The organism is Roseibacterium elongatum DSM 19469, assembly GCF_000590925.1.
Classification (GTDB): Bacteria; Pseudomonadota; Alphaproteobacteria; order Rhodobacterales; family Rhodobacteraceae; genus Roseibacterium; species Roseibacterium elongatum.
This window is the reverse complement of record NZ_CP004372.1, coordinates 810,166-826,707: the sequence shown is the minus strand read 5'-3', so window position 1 is coordinate 826,707 and position 16,542 is coordinate 810,166. Positions and strand designations below refer to the sequence as shown.

Here is a 16,542-nt window from a genome sequence, read left to right as displayed (position 1 = left end):
CGGAAACCCGTCTTGGGGTGCACCTTTCAAGTGAATACGAGGGAAACAACATGAAAAAGGTTCTCTTCGCTACGACCGCGCTCGTCGCGACCGCTGGCGTGGCAGCAGCTGACGTGGCAATCACCGGTGAGGCCGAAATGGGCATCGTTGGTGGCGACCGCTACGGTGACGAAACCGAATTCTGGACGAGCGTCGACGTCTTCTTCACCATGTCCGGTGAAACCGATGGCGGCCTGCAGTTCGGCGCGAAAGTCGACCTGGACGAAGCCGACAACATCAACGGCGACGGCAGCGACGGCGTGGAAGTCTTCCTGACGGGCGACTTCGGCGGCATCTACATGGGCGACACCGATGGCGCCTATGACCGTGTCCTGACCGAGAACTACGGCAACCCCGGCTCGATCGACGACTCCGAGACGCTGCACGCCGGCTACAACAATGGCGCCGGCCTCGACGGTGACTACGGTGGCGAGATCATGCGCTACGAGTACTCGATCTCGGGCTTCCGTGTTGCCGGTTCGTTGGAGCTGGAAAACGGCGATGACGACTACATCTGGGCACTGGGTGCAAGCTACACGTTCGACTTCTCGGGCGGTTCGGCTGACGTTGCTCTGGCCTACCAGGAAGACACCGGCACCAACGCCGAACTGATCGGTTTCACCGCAGGCGTCACGCTGGACGGTGGCTTCACCGGTGGCATCATGTACCAGGAAGGTGACTCGAACAACGGTGGCGTGGACGAGACCTTCATGGGCATCTCGGCCGGCTACACGTTCGACGCCATCTCGATCGGTGTGAACTACGGCATCTACGAAGAAGATGGCTCTGGCGACGAGAACGACGGCTTCGGCATCGCGGCCACGTACGACCTGGGCGGTGGCGCGGAAATCCGTGCGGCCTATGCAAATGGCGACGTTGGCGGTGCCGGCGCCGGCACCGGCAACGACGGCGACGCTTGGTCGCTGGGTGTCCGCATGTCGTTCTGATCCACCCGGATCATTCGATTGGGAAAGAGCGGGCCTTGCGCCCGCTCTTTTTCTTTTGGCCGGCCGCCGTGCCGCGCCACTTGCAGCGCGGGTCGTGTTCTGGCCTATAGCGCCCATGGCTTTGCACGATATCCAGACCCGCCTAGATGCCGCCGTGGCCGAGGCCGGCCGCGCGCCCGGTTCCGTCACGCTGATCGCCGTCAGCAAGGTGCAACCGCCCGAACGGGTGGAGGCCGTGTTGACCGAGGGTCACCGCATTTTCGGCGAGAATCGCGTACAGGAGGCACAGGGCCGCTGGCCCGCCTTTCAGGCGCGCTATGACGGGATCGAACTGCACCTGATCGGCCCGCTGCAGACCAACAAGGCGCGGCAGGCGGTTGAGATGTTCGACGCCATCCACACGCTGGACCGGCCCAAGCTGGCGACCACGCTGGCCCGCCTCGCGCAGGAGCGTGGCGCCTGCCCCGACCTGTTCATCCAGGTGAACACGGGCGAAGAGCCGCAGAAAGCCGGTTGCCTGCCCGCCGAGGCCGACGCCTTCATCGCCCAGGCGCGGGAATTGGACCTGCCGGTGACGGGGGTGATGTGCATCCCCCCGGTCGAGGAAGAGGCCAGCCTGCATTTCGCGCTGCTGGCCAAGATCGCCGAGCGCAACGGGCTGGACGGGTTGTCGATGGGCATGTCATCGGATTTCGAAAAAGCCGTGAAATTCGGCGCGACTCATGTTCGTGTCGGTTCGGCCATTTTCGGCGATCGGGTCTACGCGTAGGGCGGGACTCGTCCCGCCGCTGCCCTATGCGGCCAGGCTGTCGGGAACGATCAGCCGCGTCCGATACCGGATTCTTGGAACGATCCACCGCAAATGCATGGGGTCGAGACCGATACACCCCTCGGTCGGTCGGCCGGCCGCGCGCCAGCGGTGGAGGAAGATCGCCGATCCACGCCCCCGCTCGGCCCGGGGCCAGTTCCAGTCGGTCAGCAGCACCAGATCATACAGCGGATCGGCGCGGCGCAGCGCCTCGTGACTGTAGGGGTGGGGGGCGCGGACCATCAGGTTGTAGTCCGCGTCCTGCGGATCGTCGGACCACAGGTCGCGCGGCCCGATCGGCAGCGCCCAGTCGCAGGGCCGCGCCATGCGGTCGGGCCGATAGAGACAGCCCACCAGCCGATGCGTCCCGTTCGGCGTGGCGCCGTCCCCCTCGCGCTTGTCCGCGCGCACGCCGCCGCGCCCGATGGTGCAGGGAAAGACCCGCCCCATGAAACGCAGCCCCATCGGGGTCAGAACCATGTCGGTTGGTGTCACGAGCGGGATTCCGTTCTGGGCTCAGACGCCTGAAACGATCCGAAGATCCGTATCGGCGATGGCTTCGCGGATCGCCTTCGCCGACGTGTAGCCTGCGGACTCGTAGAAGCGTTGCGCCGTTTCGACATCGTCGAATTCGACATGAACAGAGATCCCGGTCACAGCCCCTTCGCGGTTGTCCGGTGCCGGGTCGCGGGCAAGGATCCGACCGCCATATTCCGCGATGACAGGGGCCGAGGCGTCGGCAAATCGTTTCATTCCGTCCATGTCATCGGTTCGAATGTTCGCCACGATATAGCCTTTTGGCATGGGCCGGTCCTCCGTGTTGCCTGACATGACCGTATCACAGGCCCCCCAATGACACCTAAAGAAGATGCCCCGATTTGCGCGCCTTGGTTTCAAGGTAGTGGGCGTTGTGACGATTCGTGCCGGTGACCAGCGGCACACGCTCGGTGACGGTGATGCCCTCGCCCTCCATCATCGTGACCTTGCGGGGGTTGTTCGTCATCAGCCGCACCGCGCCAAAGCCCATGCGCCGCAGGATGTCGGCGCCGATGCGGAAATCACGCTCGTCATCCTCGAAGCCGAGGCGGTGGTTGGCCTCGACCGTGTCGAAACCCTGATCCTGCAGGGAATAGGCGCGCATCTTGTTGGTCAGGCCGATGCCCCGCCCCTCCTGGTTGAGGTAGAGCAGCACGCCCGCCCCGGCGCGACCCATGTCGGCCAGAGCGGTGCGCAGCTGCGGGCCGCAATCGCATTTGAGGCTACCCAGCACGTCGCCGGTGAAACAGGCCGAATGCAGCCGCGCCAGCACCGGCGCGTCGCGGTCGGGTTGGCCGATCTCGATGGCGTAATGCTCGATCCCGCCATTGTCGGGCCGAAAGATGTGCAGGCGCCCGGCCTCGCTGGCCTCGATCGGCAGGCGGGCGGCGGCCACCGGCAAAAGCGGGTGATGCTGGGCCAGATCCTCGGCCGCGGTTTCGGGCCGCAACAGGGTCAACAGATGGTCGGACGCGAATTGCGCCGGGTCGGGCAGGGGGGTGCAGACCATGGCCGGCAGCAGATGCGCGGATTTCGCCAGCAGCAGGGCCAGCCGGTGCAACCCGGCGCTGCCATCGCGCGCGGTGAGCAGCGGCCCTTTCATCGGCGCGATCAGGTCGCGGGCCGGATCGGCAAGATCGCGCAGCCACCCGGCATCGGCGTCGGGCGGCATCACAACGCGGGCAAGGTCGCCGTCATAGGCGCGGGCCTTGAGCGTTTCGGCGCGCCGTTCGGTGATGGCTACGGTGACCGGGCCGGGCAGGGCGCGCAGGGCGGCCAGCCGGTCGGCCCGCGCGGTTTCGGCGGCCAGGACAAGCACCCCTTCGGCCCCGTCACCCAACACGACGGGCAGCCCCACACGCAGGTCCGAGCGTGCGCGTGCCATCAGTTCTGCCGGTGTTGGAAGGAGGATCATTCGTGCGCCTTTTGCCTGCGCTCTCCTGTAGCGCGGCCTGACAGGATTTGAAACATTCCCCCGCATCGTGACACGGCTGCGTGAGAAAAGATTGCGGTTGCTTGCCTTGGGCGTGAGGGCCCCGCATCTGATCGGCAGGGAAACATGAAAACGGGAGGGGCCGCCATGGCCACGTTGCGAAAGATCCTGCTGGTCGATGATGATGACGACCTGCGCGAGGCCTTGTCCGAACAACTGGTCATGACCGAGGATTTCGACGTGTTCGAGGCCGACTCGGGCAGTTCGGCGATGGAGAAGGCCCGCGAGGGGATCTATGACCTCGTGATTCTCGATGTCGGCCTGCCCGATACCGACGGGCGCGAACTGTGCCGCCTGATGCGCAAACAGGGGGTGAAATGCCCGATCCTGATGCTGACCGGCCATGACAGCGATGCCGACACGATCCTGGGTCTGGATGCCGGGGCCAACGACTATGTGACCAAGCCGTTCCGCTTTCCGGTGTTGCTGGCCCGTATCCGCGCACAGTTGCGGCAGCATGAGCAGTCGGAAGACGCCGTGTTCCAGCTGGGGCCCTATACGTTCAAGCCGGCGATGAAGCTGCTCGAGACCGAGGATAACCGCAAGGTCCGCCTGACCGAGAAGGAGACCAATATCCTCAAGTTCCTGTACCGCGCGCAATCGGGCGTGGTGGCGCGCGATGTGCTGCTGCACGAGGTATGGGGCTATAATGCGGGCGTCACGACCCACACGCTGGAGACCCATATCTACCGCCTGCGCCAGAAGATCGAGCCCGATCCCTCGAACGCGCGGCTGTTGGTGACCGAGTCCGGCGGCTATCGCCTCGTGGCCTGACGTGCTCGCCTTATGGGTTTGATGTATGTCAAAGTGCAACCCTGGGTTGCCGGATATGACATATGTATTACCTCCCTGTTGGACTTGGCCCGGACCGCGCGTTCGGGCCTTCTTTTTTGCGGACACCCCGTGTTGAGGATCACCCGCCGCGCGGATAGGGTCGCGCCCTGATCCAGACCAGCCGGAGCGCGCCGCATGCCCTTCACCCTTGCCACGTGGAACATCAATTCTGTCCGGTTGCGCGCCGATCTAGTGTGCAAGCTGCTGCGCGAGGAAGGGCCGGACGTGCTGTGCCTGCAGGAATGCAAGAGCCCGGTGGACAAGATCCCGGTCGAGGTGTTCGCCGCACAGGGCTACACCCACATGGTTGCGGCGGGGGCAAAAGGGCTATAACGGCGTGGCGATCCTGTCGCGCCTGCCGCTCGAGGATGTGGGCCACCGCGATTTCGTCGCCAAGGGCGATGCGCGCCACGTGGCGGCGCGGCTGGAGAATGGCGTGGCGATCCACAATTTCTACGTGCCCGCGGGCGGTGATGTGGCCGACCGCGACGTGAACGAGAAATTCGGCCACAAGCTGGATTTCCTGACCGAGATGCGCGACTGGTTCGGCGCGGACCGCCCCGAAAAGGCGATCCTCGTGGGCGATCTGAACATCGCCCCGCGCGAGGATGACGTGTGGTCGCACAAGCAGTTGCTCAAGGTCGTCAGCCATACCCCGATCGAGGTCGCGCACATGGCCGAGGTGCAGGAGGCTGCGAATTGGGTGGATATCACGCGCAAGGACATCCCCGACGGGCTGCTGTATAGCTGGTGGTCCTATCGCGCCCGCGACTGGGACGCCGCAGACAAGGGCCGCCGCCTCGATCATGTATGGGCCACGCCCGATATCGCGAATGCCGGGCACTCCAGCCGCGTGTTGCGCGCCGCGCGCGGGTGGGAGAAACCCAGCGATCACGCCCCGGTCTTTGCCAGTTTCGACCTTTGACCCCCCTTGGCGTGCGCAGCCTGTGCACGCATATAAACGCAAACGCTTATTTGACGGAGACAAGCGATGATCGAGCTTGGGCAATCCAACCCGCAAGCCCCCGCCGGTGACCTGATCAAGGATGCCACGGATCAGACCTTCATGGTCGATGTGATCGAAGCCTCGCAAGAGGTGCCGGTGATCGTCGATTTCTGGGCGCCCTGGTGTGGCCCGTGCAAGACGCTTGGCCCCCAGCTTGAGGCCGCGGTGCAGGCGGCGGGCGGCAAAGTGCGCATGGTCAAGGTGAACGTCGACGAGAACCAGGCCGTTGCGGGGCAGTTGCGGGTGCAATCGATCCCGACCGTCTATGCCTTTTTCCAGGGCCAGCCCGTGGACGGGTTCCAGGGCGCGGTGCCGCAAAGCCAGATTACCGAGTTCGTGACCAAACTGGCGGGCATGGCCGGGGATGGCGGCCTGTCCGAGGCGATCGAGGCCGCCGAGGAGATGCTGGGCCAGGGGGCCGTGGCCGATGCCGCACAGACCTTTGCCGCCATTCTGGGCGAGGACCCGGCCAATGCCGCCGCGATGGGCGGTCTGGCCCGCGCGCATATCGCCATGGGGCAGCTGGATCAGGCCGAGGCGCTGTTGAACACCGCCCCGCCCGAGATCGCCACCGCGGCCGAGATCGAGGCCGCGCGCGCGCAACTGGACCTGGCCCGTCAGGCGGAAAATGCCGGCCCCCTGACCGATCTGGCCGCCGCGGTCGAGGCCGACCCGGCCGACCATCAGGCGCGGTTCGATTATGCCAACGCGCTGCACGCCGCAGGCGAGGTCGAGGCTGCTGTCGATCAGTTGCTGGAACTGTTCCGGCGCGATCGCGAGTGGAACGACGGCGCCGCCAAGACGCAGCTTTTCACCATCTTCGACGCGCTCAAGCCGCAGGACCCGATTGCCCTGAACGGTCGCCGCAAACTGAGCTCGATGATATTTGCCTGAGGCCGCTGTCAGGCTAGGTGGCGTGACATGATGAAACCCGCCGATCTGCCCCGGACCATCCCGGTCTTTCCGCTGCCGGGTGCGCTGCTATTGCCGCGCGCCCGCCTGCCTTTGCACATCTTCGAACCCCGCTACCTGGCGATGCTGGACGACACGCTGAAAACGCCGCATCGGCTGATCGGCATGGTGCAGCCGCGCGAGGTGCCGGGCGGCGACCAGAACCGCCTGCACGCCATCGGTTGTGCAGGCCGGGTGACGCAGTTCTCGGAAACCGAGGATGGCCGCTACATGATCACGCTGGCGGGCATGTCGCGGTTCCGCGTGCGCGAAGAGGTGCAGGGCTTCACCCCGTATCGCCGGTGTGACGTGTCATGGGACGGGTTTGAAAGCGACCTTGGCCCGACCGAGCATGACGCCGGGTTCCGGCGCGAGACGTTCCTCGACCTGCTGGGGCGCTATTTCGATGCCATGTCGCTCTCGACCGACTGGGACAGCCTCAAAGAGGCGGATGACGAGTTGCTGATCAACTCGCTGTCGATGCTGTGCCCCTTCGACCCCGAGGAAAGGCAGGCCCTGCTGGAGGCGCCGTCGCTGTCCACCCGGCGCGAAACGCTGGTCACGCTGATCGAGTTCGCCCTGCGCGGCGGCGCGGACGAGGAAACCATGCAATGAGCGAAAGCGGGCGCACGGACCCCGACGCGACGCCGCCCGAAACGGAAACCGGCCCGATCGACCGGCGCATGCTCGAGGCGCTGGTCTGCCCGATGACCCACGCGACACTCAGCTATGATGCCGAGCGCCAGGAACTGATATCCAAGGCGGCGCATCTGGCTTACCCGATCCGCGGGGGCATCCCCATCATGCTGGAAGACGAGGCGCGCAAGCTCGACTGAGCCTGCGCGCGCGCCCTCAGAGCGGGCGGCCCTGCAACAGGCGTGGTACATCGCCCGTCAGGCCCGCCGCCTCGCGTATGAAGCGCCGCCGCAGGCCCGGCATGGCCTGCACCGCGCCCATGCCCAGATCCCGGACGGTGCGCAGGATCGGGTTGTCGTTCGAGAACAGCTTGTTGAACGCATCCGTCGCCACGGCCAGCGTCGCGGTGTCGAACCGCCGCCATGTCTGGTAGCGTTCCAGCACGTCGAGGCGGGCGAAATCCTCGCCCCGCCGCTTGGCGTCGGTCAGCACCTCGGCCAGAGCGCCGACGTCGCGCAGCCCGAGGTTCAGGCCCTGTCCTGCGATGGGGTGGACCCCGTGCGCGGCATCGCCGATCAGCGCCAAGCGCTCGGCCACGAAGGCATTCGCGATGGTCAGGTTCAGCGGATAGGTAAAGCGCGTGCCGGCCAATTGGATCTCGCCCCGGAAATCGCCAAAGCGCGGGCGCAGCACCTCGAGATAGGCCGCGTCATCCAGCGCCTGGATCTCGGCCGCGCGGGCGTGGGTTTCCGACCAGACGATCGAAGACCGGTTGCCCGGCAGCGGCAGAATGGCCAGCGGCCCGGCGGGCATGAAGAACTGATGCGCGACGCCGTGATGCGGCAGTTCGTGCGCGATGGCGCAGACCAGCGCTGTCTGGCCGTAATCCCAGCCGCTGCGGGAAATGCCCGCGCGCTCGGCGGTGCCGCTGCGCCGCCCGTCCGCGCCGACGATGATCTGCCCGGTCAGGACCCGGCCATCGGCCAGTGTCAGCCGCGCGGCCCCGTCCTGCACATCCTGCGCAGTCGCGGTCGTGCCCGGCATGTGGGTGATGTGCTCGCTGGCCTCCATCGCGTCCAGCAGGGCGCGGCGCAGGTAACGATCCTCGATCATGTGGCCCATGGGGCCTTCCTCGATCTCGGCATGGTCGAAATGCAGGAAAAAGGGCGAGGGCCCTTCGCCCGCGCGCCCGTCGCTGGCCTTGATCTCGAGGATCGGTTGGGCGTTGTCCTCCAACCCGTCCCACAGGCCAAGCGCGCCCAGCATCCGCACCGAGGCCAGAGCCAGCGCATAAGAGCGCCCGTCAAACGTGTCGCTTTCGCGCGTCTCGGCGGGCAGGGCATCGATCACGACCGAGGTGATCCCGGCACTGGCAAGCGACAGGGCAAGGGCCGGGCCGTTCAGCCCGCCGCCGACGATAAGAACATCTGCGTCATGGGTCATGCGCCTGACTATGGCGCGGTGCCGGGGATTGTCCATGCCGCGTGCGGTCGCTAGCGTCGCCCGCGACAGTTTGGCGTGGACGAAGGGGGCGGATATGGACGATTGGCGAGGGATGAGCGCGGGTGACCTAGGGCGCGCGATCGGCGCGGGGCGGATCGATCCCGTGGACCTGACCGAGGCGTTCCTGGGGGCCTGCGACAGCCACGCATACACCGATCGGATCTATACTGTCCTGACGCCCGATCGCGCACGGGCCGAGGCCAGGGCGGCCAGCGAGCGCGCGAAAAACGGCGTGCGGCGCGGGCTGCTGGACGGGGTTCCGATCAGCTGGAAGGACCTGTTCGACAGCGCCGGCGTGGCGACAGAGGCAGGCTCGGCCCTTTTGCAAGGCCGGGTGCCCGACACGGATGCCGAGGTTCTGGCGCGGGCCACGCGCGCGGGGTTGGTGTGCCTTGGCAAAACCCACATGTCCGAACTGGCGTTTTCCGGACTGGGCCTAAACCCGGCCTATCGCGGCAGCGTCGAGGCGGGCACGCCGCCCAACGTGAACGACCCCGCGCTGATCCCCGGGGGGTCCTCCTCTGGGGCGGCGACCTCGGTTGGCTACGGCTTGGCGGCGGCTGGCATCGGCTCGGACACGGGCGGGTCGGTGCGGGTGCCGGCGGCCTGGAACGATGTCGTCGGCCTGAAAACCACCAGCAGCCGGCTGTCGCTGAAAGGCGTCGTGCCCTTGGCTGCGCGGTTCGACACGGTCGGCCCCCTGGCCCGCACGGTCGAGGATTGCGCGCATCTGCTGGCGGTGATGGAGGGCGGGCGCGCGCCCGATCTGCGGGGTGCCACGCTGACGGGGCGGCGGTTTCTGCTGCTGGAGCCCTACAGCCGCGATGTGCGCGAGGCCCCCGGCGCGGGCTTTTCCGCAGCGGTCGAGCGGATGGCCAGGGCCGGCGCCCGGATCGAGACAGGCAGCGTGGACGGTATCGAAGAGGCGATGGACCTGTCGGCCGTGTTGTTCGCCCCCGAGGCCTATGGCACGTGGAAAGACGTGATCGAGGCCGCGCCGGACAAGATGTTCCCGCGGATCCTCGAACGCTTTCGCGGCGGGTCCGAGGTGTCGGGCCCCGATTTCGTCGCTTCATGGCAACGGCTGGACGCCCTGCGTGACAGCTGGCTGGCGCAAACGGCGGGCTATGACGCGGTGATCCTGCCAACGGTGCCGAACCTGCCGCCCGACACGCAGCGCCTGATGACCGATGCGGACTACTACGTGACCGAGAACCTCCTGACGCTGCGTAATACCCGTGTGGGCAACCTGATGGGCCTGTGTGGCCTGTCGCTGCCGACAGGGGTGCCGTCGACCGGGCTGATGCTGTTGTGCCCGCCCATGGCCGAGGAACGCCTGCTGCGCCTGGGGGCGGCGGCCGAGGCGGCCCTTGCCTGAACGCCACATCCCGCCGCGATATCGGTCCTTTTTCTGGACAGATGCGGCGGGCCCAAGGTAGATTGCCACAAAACCGGGGCGCAATGATCCCGGAGCATCGAGGCAGTCATGGTGTTTCCCGAGCGGTTTTCGAACCTGCCAGATTACGCGTTTCCGCGTTTGCGGAAGCTTCTCGACGTCCATGAACCGGGCGACGCGCCGATTGCCATGACCATTGGCGAGCCGCGTCATGCCTTTCCCGACTGGGTGGGCAACGTGCTTGCCGACAATTTGCAGGGGTTCGGGCGCTACCCGCCGAACGATGGCACGCCCGCGCTGCAAGGGGCCATCGCGCGCTGGATCGCGCGGCGCTATGGCGTGAGTGTCGCCGCCGACCGCCAGATCCTGCCGTTGAACGGCACGCGCGAGGGGCTGTTCAACGCCTGTCTGGCGCTGTGCCCGGAGGCCAAGGGCGGCACGCAGCCCGTGGTGGCCATGCCCAACCCGTTCTATCAGGTTTATGCCGTGGCGGCCCTCGCCGTGGGGGCCCAGCCCGTTTATGTGCCCGCAACCGACGACACCGGGAACCTGCCCGACTTCGCGGCGCTGCCGGGCGATGTTCTCGACCGCATGGCCGTGGCCTATATCTGCTCGCCCGCCAACCCGCAGGGTGCTGTCGCCGACCGGGCCTATTGGACCGATCTGCTGGCCTTGGCCGAAAAGCACGATTTCCGCATCTTCGCCGACGAGTGCTATTCCGAGATATACCGCGACACGCCGCCCGTGGGCGCGATGCAGGTTGCAAGCGATACCGGTGCCGACCCCGAGCGCGTGGTGATCTTTCATTCGCTGTCGAAGCGGTCGAACATGCCCGGCCTGCGCTCGGGCTTTGCCGCCGGTGGCGAGGAAAGCATCGCGCAGCTGAAGCAGCTCAGGAATTATGCCGGTGCGCCGCTGCCCTTGCCGTTGCAGGCCGTGGCCGAGCGCGCCTGGAACGACGAGGCGCATGTCGAGGCGAACCGCGCCCTTTACCAGGAAAAATACGCCATCGCCGACGCGGTGCTGGACGGTGTGCCGGGGTATCGCGGGCCCGAGGCCGGGTTCTTCCTGTGGTTGCCGGTCGACAATGCCGAGGCGGCGACGCTGCGGCTGTGGCGCGAGACCGGCGTGCGGGTGCTGCCCGGCCACTACCTTGCGCGCGAGGTCGATGGGCAGACCCCCGGCGCCGACCGCATCCGCGTGGCGATGGTCGCGGAAAAAGAAGAAATGCGTCGCGGCCTGATCCGGCTGCGCAAGGCGCTGTACGAGTGAGGACGACACTGGATGGCTTATCAGACGCGACAGCGTGACCCCCTGCTGGATGACCAGACACAAGCGGCACTTGTGCGCCGTGGCCAAGAACTGGTGGGTGTGGTCCTGCTGGGGCTGGGGGCCGTTTTGACGGCGATGCTGGTCTCCTACGCGCCGGAAGATCCCAACTGGATGGCCGCCACCGATGCCCTGCCGCAAAACCTGATGGGGCGGACGGGGGCCACGGTCGCGGCGATTGCGATGATGATCGTGGGCTATGGCGCCCTGATCCTGCCGGTGGCCTGTTTCGCCTGGGGGCTGCGGTTCGTTCTGCATCTGGGCGAGCATCGCGCCCTGGGTCGGTTGATGTTTCTGCCGATCGTACTGGCGCTGGCCTCGATCTACGCCGCCAGCCATGTCCCGGCCGAGGACTGGACCCACAGTTTCGGTCTTGGCGGGCTGTTCGGTGACACGGTGCTGGGGGCCGTGCTGAATGCGCTGCCGATGCCGCCTCAGGCCGGGCTGAAGCTTGTGGCCGGTCTGGCGTTTGTCGCCGGTCTTGGCCTCATGCTTTATGTGATCGGCACCAGTCGGGCCGAGATGCGCGCCGCGCTGCGCTTTCTGATCCTTGGGTTGCTGGCCTCTGGCGCGATGCTGTCGACCAGTTTGCGGGGGCTGGGCCGCGGGGCCGGTCAGGTGGCGTCGCAACTGCGCGACGCGCGCGCGGCGCGGCGCGCCGACGGTGGTTTCGCCATGGGCGCGCCCGCCGAGGACGCGCCACGCGGGTATGCCGAGCGTCGCGCCCCCCATTCCGATGATCCACATGACGCGGTTGCCGCCCGACCCGAGGCCGAGCCGCCCCTGCGCCGGTCTGCTGGCCTCCTGTCGCGGATGCCGCTTTTGCGCCCGCGCGAGCCCGAGCCCGAAGACCTGGAGCCCGAATTGCCCGAACGTGTGCCGCAGGCCGCCTCCGAAATCGAAGCCCCGGACGAGGATCGCATTCGCGCGCGCATCTCGGATGTGATCCGCAACCGGGTCCGCCGGCCCAGCCCGGTGACTGCCGCCGCGCAGCGCCGCTTGCAGGCTGGTCCGGCTGTGGCCGCCTCGCCGGCCCTGCGGGCGGAACCGCCCCTGACGGCCTCGCACGCGACCGCGCCCGATCCCGGTCTGGTCGATGACAACGGTCTGGACGATATCAACCTGTTCCATGACGAGTCCGCGGCGCCGGCCGCGCCGGCCAAATCCGCAGCCCCGACCGAGTTGCAGCGTCGTGTCGTGCAGCATGCGATGAAGCGTCAGGCCACCCCGTCGCGCCGCGCGGTGGCCGAGGCCCAGCCCACCCTGCCGCTGCAGCCACAGGCGGAGGTGTTCGAATACCCGCCGCTGACCCTGCTGACCAACCCCGACACGATCCAGCGACATCACCTCAGCGACGAGGCGCTGGAGGAAAACGCGCGGATGCTGGAAACCGTGCTGGACGATTACGGTGTGAAGGGCGAGATCGTCAGCGTCCGCCCCGGCCCCGTCGTCACCATGTACGAGTTGGAACCGGCGCCGGGCCTCAAGGCCAGCCGCGTCATCGGGTTGGCCGACGATATCGCCCGGTCGATGTCGGCCCTGTCGGCGCGGGTGTCGACCGTGCCGGGCCGGTCGGTCATCGGTATCGAACTGCCCAACCAGCACCGCGAAAAGGTCGTTCTGCGCGAGATCCTGGCCAGCCGTGAGTTCGGCGACGGCACGCAGAAACTGCCACTGGCGCTGGGCAAGGATATCGGCGGCGAACCCATTGTCGCGAACCTGGCCAAGATGCCCCACCTGCTGATCGCGGGCACGACCGGCTCGGGCAAATCCGTGGCGATCAACACCATGATCCTCAGCCTGCTGTACAAGCTGCCGCCCGAGGATTGCCGGATGATCATGATCGACCCCAAGATGCTGGAACTCAGCGTCTATGACGGCATTCCGCATCTTCTGTCGCCGGTCGTGACCGACCCGAAAAAGGCGGTCGTCGCCCTGAAATGGGTCGTGGCCGAGATGGAAGAGCGGTATCGCAAGATGTCGAAGATGGGCGTTCGCAACATCGACGGCTACAATGGCCGCGTCGCCGATGCGCTGTCCAAGGGCGAGATGTTCAGCCGCACCGTTCAGACCGGCTTTGACGACGACACCGGCGATCCGATCTTCGAGACCGAGGAATTCGCGCCCGAGAAGATGCCCTACATCGTGGTGATCGTCGACGAGATGGCCGACCTGATGATGGTCGCCGGCAAGGAGATCGAGGCCTGTATCCAGCGCCTTGCGCAAATGGCGCGGGCCTCGGGCATCCACCTTGTGATGGCGACGCAGCGCCCGTCGGTCGATGTCATCACCGGCACGATCAAGGCGAACTTCCCGACGCGGATCAGTTTCCACGTCACCTCGAAGGTCGACAGCCGCACCATCCTGGGCGAGCAGGGGGCCGAGCAGCTTCTGGGCATGGGCGACATGCTGTACATGGCGGGCGGATCGAAGATCACGCGCGTACACGGGCCCTTCGTCAGCGACGAAGAGGTCGAGGAAATCGTCCGCCACCTCAAGAGCTTTGGCCCGCCGGATTATGCCGCCAGCGTTCTGGACGGCCCGGATGAGGATCGCGAAAGCGATATCGATGCGGTGCTGGGCCTGAACACGGGGGGCAACACCAATGGCGAGGATGCCCTTTACGACCAGGCCGTCGCCATCGTGATCAAGGACCGCAAATGCTCGACCTCGTATATCCAGCGCAAGCTGGGGATCGGCTATAACAAGGCCGCGCGGCTGGTCGAACAGATGGAGGAACAGGGCCTCGTTTCGGCGGCCAACCATGTCGGCAAGCGCGAGATCCTCGTCCCCGAGCAGGAATGAGCCGCGTGATGACAAAGCCGAGAGCGCGCGTTGCAGGGGCTTTGCCATGGCCCGTGCACACCCCTAGATAGTTCTCATGAAACAGGTTTCCCTTTCCCTCGCGCTCGTCCTTGCGCTGTCCGCCCCAGTCATGGCCGATCAGATCCCGCTGCGCGAGTTGTCGCGGTATCTGAACGCCATCACGACCGCCGAGGCGGATTTCACCCAGATCAACGACGATGGCAGCGTTTCGACCGGCCATGTCTATCTGCGGCGGCCCGGCAACATGCGGTTCGAATATGCCGATGACGATTTGCTGGTGATGGCAGGCGGTCAGCAGGTGGCCATTTTCGACGGCCGCTCTAACGCCCGGCCTGAACAGTACCCGCTGCGTGAAACGCCCCTGTCGATCATCCTGGCCGCCGAGGTCGATCTGGGACGTTCGGACATGGTGGTCTCTCATGCCTATGACGGAACCACGACCCGCGTCGTCGCCCAAGACCCCGACCGCCCCGAGATCGGGTCACTGACGATGGTGTTCACGCCCGACCCGACCGAGCTGCGGCAATGGATCGTGCGCGACGATACCGGGGCGGAAACCACGGTGATCCTGGGGGCCCTCGAACAGGGGGCGGAGATTCCGCTGATCCAGTTCAACATCACCCATGAGATCCGGCGCCGCGAGGGCGATTGACCGCGATCAGCGACAGTTGGCCAGTTGCGCCTCGTAGATGGCGGCGCGCTGGGCGACGCGGTCGGCCACGCGCATGAGCCACGGCTTCGCGCGATAGCTTTGCCGCCGATAGCCGGCATGCCCTTCGTGATAGGCGAGGTACTGGTTTCGGGCATCTTCCAGCGCGATGCCGTTGCGCTCGCGGCTGAGGTTCATGTACCAGCCCATGAAATCCGTGGCGTCGCGGATGTCGTCGCGCCGGGCCCGGCGGTTGCGGGTATCGCGCAGGTATTCCTGCCACGTGCCGTCCAGCGCCTGGCTGTAGCCAAAGGCCGAGGACATGCGGCCCATGGGAATGACCTCGAGCGCGTAGACATGCGGCGGGCGGGCATCGCCGACGAAACGGCTTTCCTGATGGAATGTGGCCATCTGGACATGCACAGGCACACCCCATTCGCGCTCGGCCCGGCGCATCGCCCGCATGTAGGCCGGGCGCTCATCCGCCAGGTCGCAGGCATTGTCGAGGTTGCGCGGCGCGGAAAACTCGCGGGCCCCACAGCCCGCCAATGCACCGATGACGCAAATTGCGGCAATCGCTTTCTTCATGATGTCTGCTCGGCTTTGTGGCCCGTTCGGGCTTGTTGTTAGGCACCATACGCGAAATGCGCGCTTGGGGAAACAGCGGCGCTGCCGCTGGGTCACAGAAGAAACGACAATGTGATGGGCAGGGTGACCACCGCCATCAGGGTCGAGACGACGACAAGCCCGGCAACGGCGTCGGCGTCCACCTCGTAGCGTTCGGCCAACAGATAGGACGTGACGGCCACCGGCGTGACCATCTGCACGATCAGCACGGCCAGGGCGACAGGGTCGAGCGTGAAATACCACCCGGCGGCCAGGGCAGCCGCCAGGCAGGCCACGAATTTCACCGCCGACAGCCACAGCGCTTGCGCGATGCGGCCCGGACGCAGGCGGGCCACCGCGACACCCAGTGTGATCAGCATGAGCGGCACGGCCAGTTGCCCGATCAGGTCCAGCGTGTTGGTCAGCCAGACCGGGGTTTGCCAACCCTGCCACAGGAACAGCGCCCCCAGAATCGTGCCGTAAAGGATCGGCTCGCGCAGGACCCGCGTCGGGTTTGCGGTGCCCGCGACCATCCAAAGCCCCACCGTGAAGGTGAGCAACGCCATCACGGCAAAGACCACGACGGCCAGACCCAGCCCCGTCTCGCCAAAGGCGAACAGCGCCAGCGGCAGGCCGATATTGCCCGTGTTGCCAAAGACCAGTGGCGCCAAAAGACTGGCGCGATCGAGCCGGAAGACCGCGATCAGCGCCCACATGGCGACGATCACAAGCCCATAGGCCGACACGGCGGCCAGGCTGAGGGCGGTCAGCGCCGCGGGCGCGATCTGGGTCTGCATCAGGGCGGTGAAGATCAGACAGGGCACGGCCAGGGTCATGACGAGGCGGGTCACGAACTCGGTCGGATAGTCGTAGCCGGCCCGCCGCCAACCATAGCCGATGCCTGCCAAAATCAGCACCGGCGCGACCACGCGCGCCACTGTCAGGGCAAGTTCCACAATCTGTTTCCTTTAGAATTTGCCCGT

The 16,542-nt window shown here is 66.4% G+C and carries 16 protein-coding genes and 1 pseudogene; 11 read left to right on the top strand and 6 right to left on the bottom strand.

All coding sequences use genetic code 11. From position 1 onward, the window contains the following. Positions 1-50: 50 nt before the first annotated feature. Together ROSELON_RS03990 and ROSELON_RS03985 are read left to right on the top strand one after the other, a co-directional pair. Positions 51-986 carry a porin gene (locus ROSELON_RS03990; RefSeq protein ID WP_025311142.1) on the top strand — a complete coding sequence of 312 codons (936 nt, stop codon included), beginning with the start codon at positions 51-53 and terminating at the stop codon, positions 984-986. A gap of 115 nt (positions 987-1,101) precedes the next feature. Next, on the top strand, positions 1,102-1,755 hold the full coding sequence (locus ROSELON_RS03985) for a YggS family pyridoxal phosphate-dependent enzyme (RefSeq protein WP_025311141.1): 654 nt from the start codon (positions 1,102-1,104) through the stop codon (positions 1,753-1,755). A gap of 24 nt (positions 1,756-1,779) precedes the next feature. Here the strand turns inward: ROSELON_RS03985 and ROSELON_RS03980 are convergent, their stop codons facing one another. From ROSELON_RS03980 to ribA, 3 genes are read right to left on the bottom strand one after another with little or no spacing between them, the layout of a single operon-like run. Continuing rightward, a complete protein-coding gene (locus tag ROSELON_RS03980) occupies positions 1,780-2,289 on the bottom strand; it encodes a L,D-transpeptidase family protein (protein ID WP_025311140.1) in 510 nt (169 codons plus the stop codon). A gap of 21 nt (positions 2,290-2,310) precedes the next feature. Further along, the gene (locus ROSELON_RS03975) at positions 2,311-2,598 is read right to left on the bottom strand and encodes a DUF1330 domain-containing protein (protein ID WP_025311139.1); all 288 of its coding nucleotides are present in this window, start codon (positions 2,596-2,598) and stop codon (positions 2,311-2,313) included. A gap of 55 nt (positions 2,599-2,653) precedes the next feature. Then, a complete protein-coding gene (ribA, locus tag ROSELON_RS03970) occupies positions 2,654-3,745 on the bottom strand; it encodes a GTP cyclohydrolase II (RefSeq protein ID WP_025311138.1) in 1,092 nt (363 codons plus the stop codon). A gap of 165 nt (positions 3,746-3,910) precedes the next feature. On the opposite strand from ribA, the gene ROSELON_RS03965 reads away from it, so the two are divergent. From ROSELON_RS03965 to ROSELON_RS03945, 5 genes and pseudogenes are all read left to right on the top strand, one after another. After that, a complete protein-coding gene (locus ROSELON_RS03965) occupies positions 3,911-4,597 on the top strand; it encodes a response regulator transcription factor (protein ID WP_025311137.1) in 687 nt (228 codons plus the stop codon). Between the two features lie 195 nt (positions 4,598-4,792). Then, positions 4,793-5,582 (top strand): annotated as a pseudogene (locus ROSELON_RS03960) (exodeoxyribonuclease III). Positions 5,583-5,648: 66 nt separating this feature from the next. After that, entirely contained in the window at positions 5,649-6,557 is a 909-nt protein-coding gene (gene trxA / locus ROSELON_RS03955; RefSeq protein ID WP_025311136.1) for a thioredoxin, read from the top strand. A gap of 27 nt (positions 6,558-6,584) precedes the next feature. After that, a complete protein-coding gene (locus ROSELON_RS03950) occupies positions 6,585-7,229 on the top strand; it encodes an LON peptidase substrate-binding domain-containing protein (RefSeq protein WP_025311135.1) in 645 nt (214 codons plus the stop codon). Positions 7,230-7,297: 68 nt separating this feature from the next. Then, on the top strand, positions 7,298-7,450 hold the full coding sequence (locus tag ROSELON_RS03945; protein WP_156945990.1) for a Trm112 family protein: 153 nt from the start codon (positions 7,298-7,300) through the stop codon (positions 7,448-7,450). A gap of 16 nt (positions 7,451-7,466) precedes the next feature. On the opposite strand, the gene ROSELON_RS03940 is transcribed toward ROSELON_RS03945, so the two are convergent. Continuing rightward, the gene (locus ROSELON_RS03940) at positions 7,467-8,693 is read right to left on the bottom strand and encodes an FAD-dependent monooxygenase (protein WP_025311133.1); all 1,227 of its coding nucleotides are present in this window, start codon (positions 8,691-8,693) and stop codon (positions 7,467-7,469) included. A 112-nt stretch (positions 8,694-8,805) separates the two neighbouring features. On the opposite strand from ROSELON_RS03940, the gene ROSELON_RS03935 reads away from it, so the two are divergent. The 4 genes from ROSELON_RS03935 (at position 8,806) to ROSELON_RS03920 (ending at position 14,956) form a co-directional block, all read left to right on the top strand. Beyond that, complete coding sequence (locus ROSELON_RS03935) at positions 8,806-10,131, top strand: amidase (protein ID WP_407059672.1); 1,326 nt, start codon at positions 8,806-8,808, stop codon at positions 10,129-10,131. Between the two features lie 108 nt (positions 10,132-10,239). Further along, positions 10,240-11,421, top strand: a complete 1,182-nt coding sequence (locus ROSELON_RS03930; RefSeq protein WP_025311131.1) for an aminotransferase class I/II-fold pyridoxal phosphate-dependent enzyme — start codon at positions 10,240-10,242, stop codon at positions 11,419-11,421. A 12-nt stretch (positions 11,422-11,433) separates the two neighbouring features. Then, entirely contained in the window at positions 11,434-14,283 is a 2,850-nt protein-coding gene (locus tag ROSELON_RS03925) for a DNA translocase FtsK (protein ID WP_025311130.1), read from the top strand. Positions 14,284-14,359: 76 nt separating this feature from the next. After that, positions 14,360-14,956: an outer membrane lipoprotein carrier protein LolA gene (locus ROSELON_RS03920; RefSeq protein ID WP_025311129.1), complete on the top strand. Its 597-nt coding sequence runs from the start codon at positions 14,360-14,362 to the stop codon at positions 14,954-14,956. 6 nt (positions 14,957-14,962) lie between these two features. Here the strand turns inward: ROSELON_RS03920 and ROSELON_RS03915 are convergent, their stop codons facing one another. Further along, positions 14,963-15,541, bottom strand: coding sequence for a transglycosylase SLT domain-containing protein (locus ROSELON_RS03915; protein WP_025311128.1), 579 nt, complete (start codon positions 15,539-15,541; stop codon positions 14,963-14,965). A 92-nt stretch (positions 15,542-15,633) separates the two neighbouring features. After that, positions 15,634-16,515, bottom strand: coding sequence for an AEC family transporter (locus tag ROSELON_RS03910; protein ID WP_025311127.1), 882 nt, complete (start codon positions 16,513-16,515; stop codon positions 15,634-15,636). Positions 16,516-16,542 lie beyond the last annotated feature (27 nt).

Bases quoted from the DNA above. Each gene is read 5' to 3' on its own strand.
- ROSELON_RS03990 (WP_025311142.1), top strand. From the start codon at position 51: ATGAAAAAGGTTCTCTTCGCTACGACCGCGCTCGTCGCGACCGCTGGC.
- ROSELON_RS03985 (WP_025311141.1), top strand. From the start codon at position 1,102: ATGGCTTTGCACGATATCCAGACCCGCCTAGATGCCGCCGTGGCCGAG.
- ROSELON_RS03975 (WP_025311139.1), bottom strand. From the start codon at position 2,598: ATGCCAAAAGGCTATATCGTGGCGAACATTCGAACCGATGACATGGAC.
- ribA (WP_025311138.1), bottom strand. From the start codon at position 3,745: ATGATCCTCCTTCCAACACCGGCAGAACTGATGGCACGCGCACGCTCG.
- ROSELON_RS03965 (WP_025311137.1), top strand. From the start codon at position 3,911: ATGGCCACGTTGCGAAAGATCCTGCTGGTCGATGATGATGACGACCTG.
- trxA (WP_025311136.1), top strand. From the start codon at position 5,649: ATGATCGAGCTTGGGCAATCCAACCCGCAAGCCCCCGCCGGTGACCTG.
- ROSELON_RS03950 (WP_025311135.1), top strand. From the start codon at position 6,585: ATGATGAAACCCGCCGATCTGCCCCGGACCATCCCGGTCTTTCCGCTG.
- ROSELON_RS03945 (WP_156945990.1), top strand. From the start codon at position 7,298: ATGCTCGAGGCGCTGGTCTGCCCGATGACCCACGCGACACTCAGCTAT.
- ROSELON_RS03940 (WP_025311133.1), bottom strand. From the start codon at position 8,693: ATGACCCATGACGCAGATGTTCTTATCGTCGGCGGCGGGCTGAACGGC.
- ROSELON_RS03935 (WP_407059672.1), top strand. From the start codon at position 8,806: ATGAGCGCGGGTGACCTAGGGCGCGCGATCGGCGCGGGGCGGATCGAT.
- ROSELON_RS03930 (WP_025311131.1), top strand. From the start codon at position 10,240: ATGGTGTTTCCCGAGCGGTTTTCGAACCTGCCAGATTACGCGTTTCCG.
- ROSELON_RS03925 (WP_025311130.1), top strand. From the start codon at position 11,434: ATGGCTTATCAGACGCGACAGCGTGACCCCCTGCTGGATGACCAGACA.
- ROSELON_RS03920 (WP_025311129.1), top strand. From the start codon at position 14,360: ATGAAACAGGTTTCCCTTTCCCTCGCGCTCGTCCTTGCGCTGTCCGCC.
- ROSELON_RS03915 (WP_025311128.1), bottom strand. From the start codon at position 15,541: ATGAAGAAAGCGATTGCCGCAATTTGCGTCATCGGTGCATTGGCGGGC.